The organism is Sinorhizobium meliloti (assembly GCF_017876815.1).
Taxonomy (GTDB): Bacteria; Pseudomonadota; Alphaproteobacteria; order Rhizobiales; family Rhizobiaceae; genus Sinorhizobium; species Sinorhizobium meliloti.
The window spans coordinates 1,173,041-1,187,498 of the sequence record NZ_JAGIOS010000003.1 but is presented as its reverse complement, the minus strand read 5'-3'; the positions used below and the strand labels follow the sequence as shown (position 1 = coordinate 1,187,498).

Below are 14,458 nucleotides of genomic sequence, written 5' to 3'. Positions count from 1 at the left end.
CGGTCGGCCCGCGAGGTGAAATGTCCGTATCCCCTGTACAGCCCGATCCATCGGTGATCGGCGGCGTTCCCAAGGCACCGTTTGTCCTGAAGCCGAATTTGGCACGCCTCTTCAACGATCGCGCCAGTCGCTTCGAGGCACTCGCCCAAGGCAGCCACCTCGCTCCCTATCTCAATTTCCTGGCGGGGATCACGCGAATCCAGAGCGAGCTCGTATCCGCATTGCCGCCGCCGGAGCCGGTCCCGGCCGATCGGGTTGAGCGTGCGCGTGCGAATGCCATGCCCCCCATCGATCGCGCAGCGATGGGGGGGTCGCCGGATTGCCGCGAAGTGTTGCAGCAATTTTTTGAGAAGGCTGAAGCCCTGGAGAAGCCGGCTGCCGCCGCAGAAGCGCTTGCACAGGTCCGGACGGCGGATGAGGAAATGCTGACCTGGATGATCGGCAACGTCATGGCTGACGACCTGCCCGTCGAGAGCCTCGCTCACCACCTTTACGTTGCTGCCGCAATGCAAATCCAGGCGGCGCGCCTCGCTGCCGGTCTCGACGGCAGCAGGCTCGTGCCGATCCGGGTAGGGGTCTGTCCCGCCTGCGGCGGCAGGCCGGTCGCATCCATGGTCATCGGCTTTCATGGTGCCGAGGGCGCGCGCTATGCCTCATGTTCCTGCTGCGCCACGATGTGGAATGAGGTTCGGGTCAAATGTCTCGCCTGCGGTTCCACGAAGGGCATCGGCTACCAGGCCGTCGAGACGGGAGACGAAGAGGCGACGGTCAAGGCGGAAGTCTGCGACACCTGCAACAGCTGGATGAAGATCCTCTACCAGAACAAGAACCCTTCGCTCGACGTCGTCGCCGATGATGTTGCGAGCCTCGGGCTCGACCTGTTGATGAAGGACACGGAATACAAGCGGGCGGGCTTTGACCCGTTCCTGATGGGCTATTGATCCAATGTCGGGACCTGTCGATCTTCGTGCCTTGCCCTCCGTCGACCAGATGCTGAACGCGGCGGCCGTGTCGCCGCTTGTGGAGCAGCATGGCCGCGCCGTGGTGACGGACGAACTGCGCAAAGTACTGGGCGAAGTCCGCCTTGCCGTGCGGAGCGGTGGGGCGCTGCCAGGCAAGGATGGCATTGTTGCCGCTCTGCTGAGCCGGCTCGATGACCGCAGCCGCTCGAACCTTCGCCCGCTGTTCAATCTGACGGGGACGGTGCTTCATACCAATCTCGGCCGGGCGCTGCTTGCGCAGGAGGCGGTCGATGCCGCCGTCGATGCAATGCGCGAAGCGGCCGCGCTTGAATTCGATCTCGATTCCGGTGGGCGCGGCGAACGCGACAGCCATTTGCGGGAACTGCTGTGCGAGCTGACGGGAGCGGAGGATGCCACCGTCGTCAACAACAATGCCGCGGCTGTCCTGATCGCTCTCAACTCGGTCGGTGCCGGGCGTCAGGCGATCGTTTCGCGGGGTGAATTGATCGAGATCGGCGGCGCTTTCCGCATGCCGGACATCATGGAGCGCGCCGGCGTCGATCTGGTCGAAGTGGGCACGACCAACCGCACCCACGCGAAGGACTACGTCAAGGCGATCGGGCCTGAGACGGCTTTGATCCTCAAGGTCCATACGTCGAATTACAGGATCGAGGGCTTCACCGCGGAGGTCCCGGGTGCCGAGCTTGCGGCAATCGCCCATGAAAGAGGTGTGGTGCTTCTCAACGATCTCGGTTCGGGCAGCCTGGTCGACCTGTCGCGTTATGGTCTCGGCAGGGAGCCGACGGTGCGAGAGGCAGTCGCCGAAGGAGCCGATCTGGTCACCTTTTCCGGCGACAAGCTGCTGGGCGGTCCGCAGGCGGGTTTCATCGTCGGGCGCAGGGACCTGATCGCCGAGATCAACCGCAATCCGCTGAAGCGGGCGCTGCGTGTCGACAAGATCCGTATCGCGGCGACGGCTGCTACCTTGAAGCTCTATCGCGATCCGGATCGGCTGGCTTCGCGCCTGCCGACACTTTTCATGCTGTCCCGCGTGCAAGCGGAAGTGCGGGCACAGGCGGAGCGGCTCGCGCCGCAGGTCGGCGCGATGCTGGCGCCGAGCGGTTACGCTGTCGAGGTCTGCAGCTGTTCGAGCCAGATAGGCTCCGGGGCGCTTCCCGTAGACACGATCCCGAGCGCCGGCCTGAGGATCGTTGGGTCGAGCGGGAGCGCACTCGAAGCGCTCGCAGCTCTGTTCCGGTCTCTGTCCCGCCCGATCCTGGGGCGCCTGCGGGATGGTGCGCTGGTTCTGGACCTGCGCTGTCTGTCCGATGAGGCGGAATTCCTCAAAACCCTGTCCGAGGGTAGCGGCGATGCGGTGGCTTGAACGCCTTCGAGGCAATAAGCCCCAGACGGCGCCTGTGGCCGATCCGATGGCCGAGGCCCTGGCACGCGCCCAAGCCGGCGACTACGGGTCGGCGCTGCGCATCTGGGAGCCTCTGGCGCGTGCCGGCGTCGCGCGGGCGCAGAACAATATCGGCGCCTGCTTCGCAGAAGGGCTCGGGGTGCCGGAGAATCGAGAACTGGCGTGCAAATGGCTGCGCCTGGCGGCCGAAGCCGGGGATCCCGTCGGGCAACGCAACTATGCCGCCCTGCACATGCAAGGGCTCGCCGGCACCGATGCCGACTACGGCATCGCAGCCGAATATTATCGACGCGCCGCTGAAAAGGGCGACGCGCCGGCCCAGGACATGTTGAGCTGGCTGCTGCTGGAAGGCGAGATCATGACGGCCGACCCGCTCGAGGCGCGACGCTGGGCGGAATGTGCCGCCGAGGCCGGCATCGCGTCCTCGATGACGCGGCTCGGCATGCTCCACCACAACGCACTCGGTGTCGAACGCGATGCGCAAAAGGCCGTCTACTGGTGGCTGAAGGCTGCAGAGAGGGGCGACGCAGACGCCCAGGCCATGCTGGGAGCGGCCTGCCATATGGGGGCGGGCACGATACGCAATGGTGTGACTGCCTTGGTCTGGCTGATCCGGGCGACGGAAGGCGGCAGCACCCTGGCAAAGCCCTTCATGGGACCGGTTCGTGACAGCCTTTCGCCGGCGGAGATCCAGGAAGCGGAACGTCGGGCGCAAGAGCCGCTTTCAAGGCGGGCGCCATGATCGTCGGCACGGCCGGGCATATCGATCATGGCAAGACGACGCTCGTCAAGGCACTGACCGGTGTCGACACCGATCGCCTCAAGGAAGAAAAGGCGCGCGGCATCACCATCGATCTCGGCTTTGCCTATGCCCGGTTTGCAAAGGACGCAGTTACCGGATTTGTCGACGTCCCCGGTCACGAGCGCTTCATTCATACCATGCTCGCCGGCGCGGGCGGCATCGACTATGCCATGCTGGTCGTTGCGGCAGACGATGGCATCAAACCCCAGACGCTCGAACATCTCGCGATCCTCGATCTGCTCGGCGTCAGCCGCGGACTGGTCGCGATCACAAAAGCAGACCTTGCCGATCCTGACCGCCTCGAGAGCCTGACGGATGAAATAGGAGCGGTGCTTTCGTCGACGAGCCTCCGCGATGCGGAGATACTTCCCGTCTCTGCGGCGGCGGGGCAGGGGATTGAATTGTTGAAGGCACGCCTGGCGGCTGCCGAGCGTGCGACCGTGGCATCGACTGCCGGTGGCCGTTTCCGGCTCGCCGTCGATCGAAGCTTCACGCTCTCGGGCGCCGGAACCGTGGTCACTGGAACCGTGCTTTCAGGGTCCGTCGGCGTGGGCGACCAGGTGACGGTCTCGCCAGCGGGTCGCGCTGCGCGCGTACGTTCCATACATGCTCAGAACCAGAGGGCCGAGCGCGGCTTTGCCGGGCAACGCTGTGCACTCAACCTTGCGGGCGAGGGGATCTCGAAGAACGCAATCACCCGAGGCGACATGGTGGTCGATCCCCATCTGCACGCGCCGAGCGACAGGCTCGACGCGGATCTTTCTGTGCTTGAAAGTGAGACGAAGCCGATCGGGGAATGGTTTTCGGCCCGCTTTCACCACGCGAGCGCCGAGACCGGTGTTCGTATCGTGCCGCTCGAGGGACCGCTGTTGCCGGGCGAGCGGCGGCGGGTTCAACTCGTGCTCGACCGTCCGATCGCGGCTGCTGTCGGCGACCGGTTCATACTGCGCGACGTTTCAGCCCGGCGCACGATCGGTGGAGGACGGCTCCTGGATCTGCGGGCGCCCCTGCGCAAGCGGCGCTCTCCCCAGCGGCTGAGCTTCTTGAAAGCCGCATCTCTGTCCCATGCTGGCGAAGCGCTTGCGGCATTGCTGGATGTTCCGCCATTTCTTGTCGATCTTGACGTCTTTGCACGCGACCGGGCCCTGTCCGAGCCGGAACTGCAGAACGCGCTCATGTTTGCCTCGGCCGAACTCATCGAGGGCCTGGCGGTGCGCCATGCGCTGTCGAAGCGCCAGCGAGTCGCATTTTCCGACGAGGTCCAGCGCGTATTGAGCGCCTTTCATGTGGAGAACCCCGATCTGCAGGGGATCGGTCGCGAGCGCCTTCGGCTGCAGGTCACGCCACGACTTCCTCCGCCGGCCTTTCTGGTTGCGCTTAGGACCGAACAGACGGGCGGGCGCCTGGTGCTCGAAGGCGCCTTCGTCCGATTGCCGGGTCACGAGGTCCGGTTGAGCGAGAAGGAGGAGGAGCTCTATGCACGAATCCTTCCGCATCTGGAAGGCGAGGAGAGATTCCGTCCGCCTCGAGTCCGCGATTTCGCCGAAACGCTGGGCGTAGACGAGCGAGAGATACGCCGCATCCTCAAACTTTGTGCACGGCTCGGCCGCGTCGACCAGATTCGGCATGACCATTTCTTCACCCGTCAGACGACAGCGGAAATGGTCGCAATCATCAGGCAAGTCGCGGCCAATGCCGAGCGGGGTGAATTTTCCGCAGGTCTCTTCCGCGACCGTGTCAACAACGGTAGAAAGGTGGCGATCGAGATCCTGGAATTCTTCGATCGTCAGGGAGTGACGCTCCGGCATGGCGACGTGCGCCGGGTTAACCCGCACAGGCTCGATCTTTACGAAGGGCACGTTCCTGAGGCAGATGAGGGAAGAGACTCGTCCCCGGTGGGGCGTCCGGACTTCAAATTCTATCGCGCCGGCTCTTGAACATCCCTTTCAATACTTAGAAGGTCTGATCCGTAAAGGCATGTGCGAGGTTGCGTCCCTGCCAGAAGAAATTGGAAGGAGCGAGGGTTCATCAAGGCGAGCTCGCACGTGGCCGGCACGGCCGCCCAGATGAAATCTAAGGAAGGCGGGGCATATGGCAATGCGCAACTTAAGCGCCCATCGACCGAAGTCCCCGGTGCTTTGATGGCTATCTCGAATAGAAAGCATCGCGCAGCCATTGTACCGCCGAGTAGTTGGCCGCCGCGGATGACGGCAGAAATGGCGGCGGGCTGCGTCAGCGAAAAGCACGTCGAGGACTTCCTCGAGCCCGTAGGAACCGCCTATCCGGAGCCATGCGTATTGGAAAGCGCCACGCGGAAATTCTGGTATCGGGAGGACCTGGACCGAGTAATGAATCTCGGAGTGGATGCTGTACCGCGCTTGGGAGAGAAATTCCGAGCGAAGATGGCGGAGAAAACAGCCGCTCGAAACGCTCCGCATGGGGCCGGCGTCAGAAGACCATGAGCCTCACGACCGCATTCATTGCCGAACTGATCAGAGCCGCGAACGAGGTCGAAAGACTTACGCCCTATGAGATCAGCCGGCTGCTGGATCGTTCGGTTGACACGATCCGTGATATGCGCAGGCAGGCTAGCATTGCTGCCAGCCACCGCGCCCGAGACGTTGTGATTGATCTCCAGTTGGCCTCGTCACGCGCCCGTGACCTATCTCCCGCGGAGACCAGAGACGTCATGCTGGACGCGGCCGACATCATCAGAACGCTGAAGATTGAGTTGGATGGAAAGGAATGAGCGGTGCGGCGGTTCTACGAAGGGGTGGAGCGAAATGTGGTTTCCAATCGGTCCTAACAACGACACGATAAAGCGCGGAACGCTTCGTGAATTGGAAACCGCGAGTTGCGCATTCTTGGGCTGTTCTACAACTTGCAAACCGGGCTACGATCGTTCCGGGCATCGTCGTGCTTATGAAAATTGTAGCTCGCTTGGAAGACCTTGGATTGCATACCGCGCCAGCGACGACCCGGGAGGCCGTCTGTACCTGCCAGCCTTGCCCAACTGACACTCTAGCTTCGCCGCCAGGCCCGGTCGGGAGTCTTCACCCGCCAGGAACAACTTAGTTACGAGCAATTCGGCCGTTTCAAAAGATCGAGGATCGTCAACGAGAAGTTTGGCGTTATAGCCGGCTTCGCCCAAAACTGACCTGATGAATTGCAGGTCCGAAGGTGACATGATGGATACGTTGGAAGACATTGCGTGCTCCTTCAAAGGGGGCCAAGGCTTTTAGCCCTTAAGCAGCAGCGCCCGTGACATTTCTACTGAAGGTTGGACCTTGCGCCTTCGGCTTACGGTTGGCAACGCCCTCTAGGTTGTCACAAGATCTAGCCCATCCCGAAAAGAGGGGGCCATCCTCTCGCGGCCTTCTCCCCTTAAAGGACGCATGCTTGCAATTTCCGTCATCGGTCCAGGCCCGATACTCGACTTTTGCGACGAGCACCGGCTCCACGAAGACGGCGCCTATCCGCCTCAGGGCCAACGCTGGCGTTTTCGTCACCATTCCTTCGAGCAGGTTACGCAGCTCGCGCGACAGTTGGTTCGACCAGCCGGTAATCAGCCGCCGACATAAACCAGAGCTCCGCCCTTCCGGCGGCGAGCACAAGCCGACCGAGATGGCCTGCACAGTCGACGGCTCGAAGCCGATCACCACAAAGCTATTTCGACTTTTGCAGGCGATCTTTCGCCACCACTCGCCCCGGCCGGAACGATGGGCCTTCTCGACATGCTTGGCGATCATGCCTTCGAGGCCGTGCGCGCACGCGGCACGGAGGAAATCTTCGCCCCCGCATCGCCTTCCTCAGAACACCGAACCGCCGCTTCCTGTCTGGCGATGATCGGTTGCAGCAGTCTCCGGCGCTCCCGCAGCGGCAGCCGGCGAACGTCGCGTCGTTGAGATAGAGCAGGTCGAAGGCATAGCAGACGATGGCGCCCGCTTCGAGGATAGACGGCAGACGGCCCAAGGCTCGCTGGAGCATGCTTTTCATCGAGCACGACAGCCTCTCCGTCGATTATGGCCGTCTGCACGGCGAGCCGTCGCGCGTCGTCAGCAATCGACGGGAGCCTGTCGGTCCAGTCGTAGCCGCCGCGCGTGAGAATTCTCACCTAGCCGGGCTCGATGTGCACGGCCAGCCGGTAGCCGGCCCACTTCACCTCGTAGGCCCAGTCCTGCCCGGTCGGCGGCTTATCGACGAGCGTCGCAAGGCAGGGATAGACACGCGCCGGCATGGGATCAGACGGCTCTGAGGATGGCTTCTTTGAAGGTGCTTTGGCCATGAAGCCAATAACGCACGAGATGTTGATCGGATCACTGCTTATCAGCCGTGCCGTGAATTTTCGCGACTCGCAATCGCCATTCTTCGGTCTACAATGCTCGTTGCACTGCCGAATTTACCCGGGGCGCCCTGCGGAGTTTCCGCAATTACGCCCCCAGAGAGGAGATCGGCCAATGACCTCTCAGTTCCATGCAATCGATCCTAGGATTCTCACTCCGAGCGATATCAAATTGCTGCAGAGCCTGTTCGACGAGGAGATCAAAGCCAGAAGAATGACCTATGATTGCCCTGAGGCGACCGTTCTGGCAGCTAGGCTAATAGAGCTTTGTCAAAGGGGCGTCAGGAACAAGGACAGCTTGCGCGAAATGCTCAGAGCGGCGGCCTAGAGAGCCAGGAATTGTCCATTTGCGCCAGAACTGACTGGGAATAATCTGTGCTAGCTCCGGGGCTGCGGATCAGGCGCCACACTGAGGAGCACGGGGTGCGTTGAGCAGCTGGGATACGGCCGTCACCAGTTGTGCGAGAGCGAAGGGCTTTTCGAGCAAGATGCTGTTCGCGACACCCCTTGAGGGCCACTCGAGAGCGCCATGTCCGGTGACGTAGACGACCGGCATATCAGGATCAATCTCACGGGCAACACGTGCGACGCTCCAACCGTCGGGAAGTCCAAAAAACCGAATATCGGTTACCACCCCTGCTATTTCGGAGTCTGCGGACCTCAAAACCTCTATCGCCTTCCCTCCGCTGGCTACCGCCACAACGACGAACCCCGCCTCGGCAAGGGCAGCCTCGTAATCCAAAAGGAGCAGCGCTTCATCATCGGCAAGCAATATTGTCGCCGGTTTCATGTCCGCCTCCTCGCACGATGATGTTTGCTCCGAACGCGCAGATCAGAGCCCGGTTCCGTCTTTTGTTTATAGGAAGAGGTATTTTGTGCGGTGAGCGATGGCGGACTTACCGTTGCCAGATGATGTTGAGTGACAAATGCGGAGGCAGCCCCGCAAAGCGAGTGGCCGAGAGTTCAGATTGCAGAGAGACATCGCGGCGGGTGTGTAGGAACAAACAGAGCTGCAGCGGGCCGACCAGCTGCAGCTCCAATTACACGCCCGACATGTGCTTGCCGGACCTTAGACCAGCTCATCAACGACAAAGGTCTTAGGCAAGCCGCCGAGCGTAGACAAGATTGGAGCTGTCACTTTCGAGTGGCGACCCAGTGGACCCACCCGCGGATGCGCTTCCACGACTTGCGCCACACCCATGCAACGCAGTTGCTGGCCGGCGGCGTCCATCCAAAGATCGCGAGTGAGCGTCTTTCACATTCGAAGATCGGCATTACGCTCGACCTGTACTCGCATGTGATGCCCGGGATACAGGCCCATGCCGCAGCGCAGATTGACGACATGATCAGTCGTGCTGTAGTGGACAGGAGTGATGGCAAAGGGTAGCAAAGCGGCAGCAATCGCTCGCGTTTGCAAAGATTGTCTCCGGTGAAATGGCAACAAATTCGACGCCTGGAAGAGAATCATGCCCGGTGGCATGTCCGGACTTCAAATCCGGGTGGGGCAGCGAGGCTGTCTTGGGTGGGTTCGACTCCCATTCTCTTCCGCCATCAGGAGACCCTTCGTGACCGCCGAAACGCATGGGACCGATTTTGACGACTGGGTGGTCTCGATTTACAGGGACGTCGGCTCGTTCACCATGCTGTTCGTGCTGCTCCGGATCAACGACACCAGTGTCGATCTGCTGCGCTCAGCCTATCTTCACGTTGTCGGGGACGAATTGCGCTGGCCGGACATGGTGCGGCTTTTCCGCGGCGCCGGCGTCGACTGGTCGGGCGCCGTCTTCTACCGGGCTGGCCGCGAAGGCCTAGTGGAGGACGGGGAGGCGAAGTCGAGGCTCGCTTCGCTGGTTTTCAAACTCAACGAGGATCGTTCCCTGATCAGGGAGGGGGATTTGTTCAACGCCGATGGATTGCGGCTAACGATCGAGGAGATCAAGCCGCAGTGATCGATCTTCCTGCGGCTTCGTTTTCGGACGTCGCCTGGCCCTCAGGCTGCTATTTCCCTGGAGGTGATCGAATAGGCGAAGGTCTGCGGATTGAGGCAGTCCAGCTCGCCGCGCGAGGTAACTGCTGCAGGATACATCAGGAACCCCTGTCGCAGCTCTCCTCCGGGCAGAACGAGATCTCGCGCCGTGTTGTAGCCCACCCAGTTCATTTCCCAGTTGCCGTAAGCTTTTTCGCGGAAAGCGCGGACGGCGGGATTATCGAGCGGCAGGTTTTCTTCGAGCACAACCTTGCGGACATCAGCCGGATCGACCGGAACCCAGCCATGAGCGTCGAGATAGACTTCGGCGCGACAGTGCTGCGCTTTGGTGATGTCGCCGGAACGGCCGAGGCTCTTGAAATCGGCGGAATCGGCCACTCGGATGCCGAAGACGTCGCGGGCAGGCAGGCCGGCGGCTCGGGCGAGCGACACGAACAAGCTTGATATGTCTGCGCACTTGCCGCCGAAATAGCCGCTTTCCAGCATGTCCCTGGCGTTGCCGACGCCGCAGCCGTCGATGTTCGCATCGCGGAACGTATTGTCGATCACCCAATCGTAGATCGCCCGAGCGCGATCTTCGGCTCGATCCCGGCCTTCGACAATGCGCATGGCGGTTGTCTTGACGATGCCGTCTACGGGCATGCTGGGAGTGCCGCGCAACTCATGCTGCAGTTCCGCCTCCGTTGCGGCGATCTTGCTTGCCACGCGGCGATCGCGCGTGGCCACGTGTTGAGTAACCTCGATGGCGCGCCGTGGCTCGTCTTGCCACATGACGCGCAGAATGTCGGCGCCGGAGGAGGGGTCTTTCTCCATACGGATGTCGGTGCTGTTCGATACCCAGCGCGGAGCGTCCGCTTTCTGATAGTCACCGGCAGACCGGACTACCGGCAGCCAGAGCTGCGCCGGGCCTTCAGCCGGCTGAAGGTCGATTTTGGTGATAATCTCGAAACGACGCCAGCGGGAACCATTTCCGGCCTCCTCGGCACGGGCTCGCGTGCCGCCTCTTGAAACCCAGGCAGTCGCGATTGCTGCTGTCGCAGCATTCGTCAGAAATCGGCGGCGGTTCAGCATGGCCTCAGCTCCCGTCTGATAGCGGCGTGAAATGCGCTCGCCGACAAAATTACTACCATGCTCGACGCTTGGAAACAGAATTAACGATCGCCACGGCGGTAACCTCAGCAGTCGGTCGGTGTCTGGGCTCCCGGTGCCTGGGTTTTCGGTGGCGGAGTTTCGGCTGCCGCGGCGAGATCGATGCCGCGCGCCGTCGGCGGCTGCCAGGTTGTCGAGCTCGCAGTCCCCCCTTGGGGATTGGTGCCGATATGCGCGCCGCCCGTTCCTCCGGTCCAGCCGGTCGACCCGCTGTTGCCGGGCGCGGTGCCGTCAGCGCTGGCGCGGTCGGGGGGCGTTGCCGGCTCCGCCTTGCCGGCAGCCGCGGCGCAATCGGCTTTCTCATTCGCGTTCTGTGCCGATGCTGGATTGGGGGCGAGGGCGATCAGCAGGCAGAAAGCGGCCAGAACACGTGCGGAAGGCCGGGTCGGTGCGAGGTTGCTCATGGCGATCTCCTTTTCATCGCCACCAACGATGTTCGGGAACGCTTGTTCCCCGAGCAATCGATATCAGGAAATCACGTTGATCTGAGCCGCGCCTGCTTCCGCGGTTCCGACAATGCCCGCAAGCGGGTAACCCGCGAGGCGGATACTCTCGACCAATGCGCCAGCCTTTTCCGGCGCACATGCGACCAGCAGACCGCCCGAGGTCTGCGGGTCGGCAAGCAGCAGTCGCTGCCAGTCCGGGAGGTCGTCGGGAAGCACGACGTCGGCGCCGTAGCTTGCCCAGTTGCGCCCCGACGCACCCGTGATGAAACCCTGTTCGGCAAGCATGTAAGCTTGTGACAAGAAGGGAATCGCGGGAAGGCTCAGGGTGAGGGAAAGCTGAGACGCACGGGCCATCTCAAGTCCGTGTCCGAGGACTCCGAAACCGGTGACATCGGTCATCGCATGGACATCGGGATCGGCGGCGAGGTCCGCGCCGATGCGGTTGAGCAGCGTCGTGGAGCCGATCATTTCCTCGTAACAGCCGGCCGGCAGCGCGTTCTTCTTAATTGCTGCCGAATAGATGCCGACGCCAATCCCCTTGGTCAGGATGAGCGCGTCTCCGGCTTTTACGCCGCCATTGCGGCGAACCTCGCTCGGGTGACAGAGGCCGATGACGGCGAGGCCGTAAATCGGCTCGACGGAATCGATGGAATGGCCGCCGGCGACGGGAATGCCCGCCTCGGCGCAGATCGAAGCGCCGCCCTCGAGAATCTTCGCGATCGTTGTCGAATCGAGCTTGTTGATCGGCATTCCGACGATCGCCAATGCCAGGATCGGCTTTCCACCCATGGCATAAACATCGGAAATAGCATTGGTCGCGGCGATCCGCCCGAAGTCTCGCGGATCGTCGACGATCGGCATGAAGAAATCGGTGGTGGCAATCACGCAGGTGTTGTCGTCCACCTGCCATACGGCGGCATCATCGGCCATGTCGTTGCCGACGAGGAGCTGGGCAAAAGGTCGGGCAGCCGGTTGAGTGGCAAGAAGCTGCTGTAGAACGGAGGGCGCGAGTTTGCAGCCGCAACCGCCACCGTGAGCGAGGTCCGTGAGACGGGGAGCAAGAGTGTTCATCAATCCTCCAGCAGCGTGGTTGAGCTAGCCGCGACTTGTTCACTCACCTGATCGACGCGAGTAACACGGCCGCCGCAGTCAGTCCTGGGATCATGGTCGACGTGACCTTGCGGATGCTGAGGATAGCGCGAGGGACCAGCAGGCCGCCAGCGGTAACCATTGCTTCCGCGTATGATCCGAAGGAGTCTAATAGCTGCGGCGCAGCACGTCCATGGCGCTTCGACTCCGCAAGCGGGCCGCCGACCGGCAACTGGTCCGTGTTGTGTTTACTCCTGCGGACCTGCCGGCTTCGGTAACGGCGAAGAGTGCCGAGGCCGAGGCTGCGGCACGGCGCGAAAGCGCAGAGGATGAACTACCCAGTCAGACGGCAACGGCAGCGGCACGACGCAATCAGTGAGCAGCGTCTGATCTCCGTTGGTGACCTCGAAGACGATCCCGGGCCGCTCCATGCTCTTGCAGTCTGACCAGCGCTCAAAATCGATCCATTCGCTCATGGTTTTTCCACCCCCTCAAAGCAGGAAATCGCTTCCGGAAAGAGCCGAAAGATTCATCACCTTGATCTGGAAATCTGCAAGGCCGTCGCCATTGACGTCACCCGACACTATCCCACTCCTGAAGTTAAGTTCACCTGCTTTGCCGTGGAACGCATTGCTGCCGATAAATAGAAATGCCTGGTCTCCGACGGCATTGCTGTTCGCGTCGATTGAACGCAAATCCATCCGATCGACGCCGGAGGCGAAATCATCGATCACGTCCCTGAAGGCCGGCGCCGATTGCGCCGTCGTCTCGAAGACAAAAGTGTCCGCGCCGCCGCCGCCAATCAGCCGATCGGCGCCGCTACCGCCGATCAGGGTGTCGTTGCCGTCACGCCCATTCAGCATGTCGTTACCTGCAAGGCCGTTCAGGAGGTTTGCGCGATTGTCTCCGCGCAGGGTGTCGTTGAAGGCTGAACCGTAGAGCCGCTCGATTGATACATATGTATCGCCAGCCGCTTCCCCCGTGTTGGAGCCGGGCGAGTAAAGATCGGCAACGATGCCGGCCGTGGCATTGGCATAATTGGCCAGATCCGTGCCATTGCCGCCGTCGAGCCGGTCGGCGCCCGCACCGCCAGCAAGATTGTCGTTCCCATCGCCGCCGATCAGCCTGTCATTGCCGCCGTTACCCCAAAGAGCATTTGCAGCGGCATTGCCGGTGATCGCGTCGTTGCCTGCGCCACCCTTCGCGTTCTCGATGAGCGAGCGCGTGTCGCCCTGATACTGCAGGGCGTTGGCGATATTGCCGATCGCCACCTTCGAACCGTCGTAGTGCAGCTTCGCCAATTGCGCGGCCGAGGTGGTCGTCCATTCGCCCGGGCGGAGATCGACCTTCAGTGCAGTCGCGTAGTTGGAAAAATCGTAGGTGTCCGTTCCGCCGCCGTCCCATACCGTAAGCAGGATCTTGTTGCCGCCAGGGGCACCCTGACCGATACCATTGGTGAACATCTCGCCTGACGTCGGGCTCCAGCGATATGTCGTGTTTCCGCTGTGGGTGGTGAAATCCGCGCCGTACATATGCTGCAAGGCAGCGATATCGTACATCATCAGCGATTGCGCATATCCCCAGGTCTCGTTGGTATAGCCGGTCGTGGTCGAGGCACCGACATAGGAACGGTAACTCATGACCGTGTATTCCATCGAGTCGCGGTTCACGGGCATGACGTTACCCTCATGGGCGTGTTCCAGTCCAAGCGCGTGGCCGGTCTCGTGAAGGAATGTCACATAGGCGTAGTTTCCCTTGACCGGGCGGCTGTAGTGGCCGGATGATTTGTTGAACCACGCGTCGCCGCCTTCCCCCGCGGTCGAGGGGAAATAGGCCCAGGCGGTGCTCGGGGCGTCGGACGAGGCGAGTCGGAGATCGGCGTGCTTGGTCGCACTCTCCGTGATCTCGGTGAATGAGACGTTGGCGACGGAGGAAAACTGATCGAGGGCTGCTCGCGTGGCGGCCTGCTGTGCGGCGTTCAAGACCGCAAAGCCCTTCAGCGGCTCGCTATTGCCGTAACCGGCGCCGTAAAATGAAGCGCTGGTCGGGAAACTGAACGTGAAATCCTTGATCGCCCATTTCCACTCGCCGAGGAGCCCGTCGATATAGGCGTTACCAGTCGTTGCATATGTCGTCGTTGCAGGCATCGTTTTCCCAGGCCATCGGGGTTGAAGTCCGGTCAGTACCCCGCGTCCGATGCGCCGAGGTCTGATCCGCAGGTGCGCTTATAGCTCGTCTCGGTTAACACCTTAATTCGG

At 61.9% G+C, this 14,458-nt stretch carries 16 protein-coding genes, 1 tRNA gene and 1 pseudogene; 10 read left to right on the top strand and 8 right to left on the bottom strand.

Annotated elements, in window-relative coordinates; translation table 11 throughout:
- Positions 1 to 20 precede the first annotated feature (20 nt).
- The 6 genes from fdhE (at position 21) to JOH52_RS32240 (ending at position 5,936) form a co-directional block, all read left to right on the top strand.
- Complete coding sequence (gene fdhE / locus JOH52_RS32260) at positions 21 to 941, top strand: formate dehydrogenase accessory protein FdhE (RefSeq protein ID WP_010967003.1); 921 nt, start codon at positions 21 to 23, stop codon at positions 939 to 941.
- A gap of 4 nt (positions 942 to 945) precedes the next feature.
- A complete protein-coding gene (gene selA, locus JOH52_RS32255) occupies positions 946 to 2,346 on the top strand; it encodes an L-seryl-tRNA(Sec) selenium transferase (protein WP_010967004.1) in 1,401 nt (466 codons plus the stop codon).
- Positions 2,333 to 3,127: a tetratricopeptide repeat protein gene (locus tag JOH52_RS32250; protein WP_013845161.1), complete on the top strand. Its 795-nt coding sequence runs from the start codon at positions 2,333 to 2,335 to the stop codon at positions 3,125 to 3,127. The genes selA and JOH52_RS32250 overlap by 14 nt, the downstream gene beginning before the upstream one ends.
- Positions 3,124 to 5,124 carry a selenocysteine-specific translation elongation factor gene (gene selB, locus JOH52_RS32245; RefSeq protein WP_014532136.1) on the top strand — a complete coding sequence of 667 codons (2,001 nt, stop codon included), beginning with the start codon at positions 3,124 to 3,126 and terminating at the stop codon, positions 5,122 to 5,124. Before JOH52_RS32250 ends, selB begins: the two co-directional genes overlap by 4 nt.
- Positions 5,125 to 5,403: 279 nt before the next feature.
- Entirely contained in the window at positions 5,404 to 5,649 is a 246-nt protein-coding gene (locus JOH52_RS36360; protein ID WP_017269005.1) for a hypothetical protein, read from the top strand.
- Positions 5,646 to 5,936 (top strand): hypothetical protein, encoded by a 291-nt coding sequence (locus JOH52_RS32240; RefSeq protein WP_003525394.1) that lies wholly within the window; start codon positions 5,646 to 5,648, stop codon positions 5,934 to 5,936. Before JOH52_RS36360 ends, JOH52_RS32240 begins: the two co-directional genes overlap by 4 nt.
- Positions 5,937 to 6,107: 171 nt before the next feature.
- On the opposite strand, the gene JOH52_RS35610 is transcribed toward JOH52_RS32240, so the two are convergent.
- Together JOH52_RS35610 and ligD are read right to left on the bottom strand one after the other, a co-directional pair.
- Positions 6,108 to 6,395 carry a hypothetical protein gene (locus JOH52_RS35610; protein ID WP_003525393.1) on the bottom strand — a complete coding sequence of 96 codons (288 nt, stop codon included), beginning with the start codon at positions 6,393 to 6,395 and terminating at the stop codon, positions 6,108 to 6,110.
- Positions 6,396 to 6,432: 37 nt separating this feature from the next.
- Positions 6,433 to 7,472: pseudogene (gene ligD / locus JOH52_RS36685) on the bottom strand (non-homologous end-joining DNA ligase).
- Positions 7,473 to 7,644: 172 nt separating this feature from the next.
- Here ligD and JOH52_RS32225 point away from each other — a divergent pair.
- Positions 7,645 to 7,857: a hypothetical protein gene (locus JOH52_RS32225; RefSeq protein ID WP_013845158.1), complete on the top strand. Its 213-nt coding sequence runs from the start codon at positions 7,645 to 7,647 to the stop codon at positions 7,855 to 7,857.
- Between the two features lie 69 nt (positions 7,858 to 7,926).
- On the opposite strand, the gene JOH52_RS32220 is transcribed toward JOH52_RS32225, so the two are convergent.
- Complete coding sequence (locus JOH52_RS32220; protein ID WP_003525391.1) at positions 7,927 to 8,319, bottom strand: response regulator; 393 nt, start codon at positions 8,317 to 8,319, stop codon at positions 7,927 to 7,929.
- 381 nt (positions 8,320 to 8,700) lie between these two features.
- Here JOH52_RS32220 and JOH52_RS32215 point away from each other — a divergent pair, with 381 nt between their 5' ends.
- From JOH52_RS32215 to JOH52_RS32205, 3 genes are all read left to right on the top strand, one after another.
- The gene (locus JOH52_RS32215; protein WP_014990364.1) at positions 8,701 to 8,916 is read left to right on the top strand and encodes a tyrosine-type recombinase/integrase; all 216 of its coding nucleotides are present in this window, start codon (positions 8,701 to 8,703) and stop codon (positions 8,914 to 8,916) included.
- Between the two features lie 68 nt (positions 8,917 to 8,984).
- Positions 8,985 to 9,080 (top strand) — tRNA-Sec (locus JOH52_RS32210).
- Between the two features lie 14 nt (positions 9,081 to 9,094).
- Positions 9,095 to 9,478: a hypothetical protein gene (locus JOH52_RS32205; protein ID WP_014532129.1), complete on the top strand. Its 384-nt coding sequence runs from the start codon at positions 9,095 to 9,097 to the stop codon at positions 9,476 to 9,478.
- A gap of 41 nt (positions 9,479 to 9,519) precedes the next feature.
- On the opposite strand, the gene JOH52_RS32200 is transcribed toward JOH52_RS32205, so the two are convergent.
- From JOH52_RS32200 to JOH52_RS32180, 5 genes are all read right to left on the bottom strand, one after another.
- Positions 9,520 to 10,587 carry a transglutaminase-like domain-containing protein gene (locus tag JOH52_RS32200; protein WP_013845157.1) on the bottom strand — a complete coding sequence of 356 codons (1,068 nt, stop codon included), beginning with the start codon at positions 10,585 to 10,587 and terminating at the stop codon, positions 9,520 to 9,522.
- A 104-nt stretch (positions 10,588 to 10,691) separates the two neighbouring features.
- A complete protein-coding gene (locus JOH52_RS32195) occupies positions 10,692 to 11,069 on the bottom strand; it encodes a hypothetical protein (RefSeq protein ID WP_013845156.1) in 378 nt (125 codons plus the stop codon).
- Positions 11,070 to 11,132: 63 nt separating this feature from the next.
- Positions 11,133 to 12,182, bottom strand: a complete 1,050-nt coding sequence (gene selD / locus JOH52_RS32190) for a selenide, water dikinase SelD (protein ID WP_003525386.1) — start codon at positions 12,180 to 12,182, stop codon at positions 11,133 to 11,135.
- Positions 12,183 to 12,448: 266 nt separating this feature from the next.
- Entirely contained in the window at positions 12,449 to 12,676 is a 228-nt protein-coding gene (locus tag JOH52_RS32185; RefSeq protein WP_013845155.1) for a hypothetical protein, read from the bottom strand.
- A 15-nt stretch (positions 12,677 to 12,691) separates the two neighbouring features.
- Positions 12,692 to 14,347, bottom strand: coding sequence for a M10 family metallopeptidase (locus JOH52_RS32180; protein ID WP_013845154.1), 1,656 nt, complete (start codon positions 14,345 to 14,347; stop codon positions 12,692 to 12,694).
- Positions 14,348 to 14,458 lie beyond the last annotated feature (111 nt).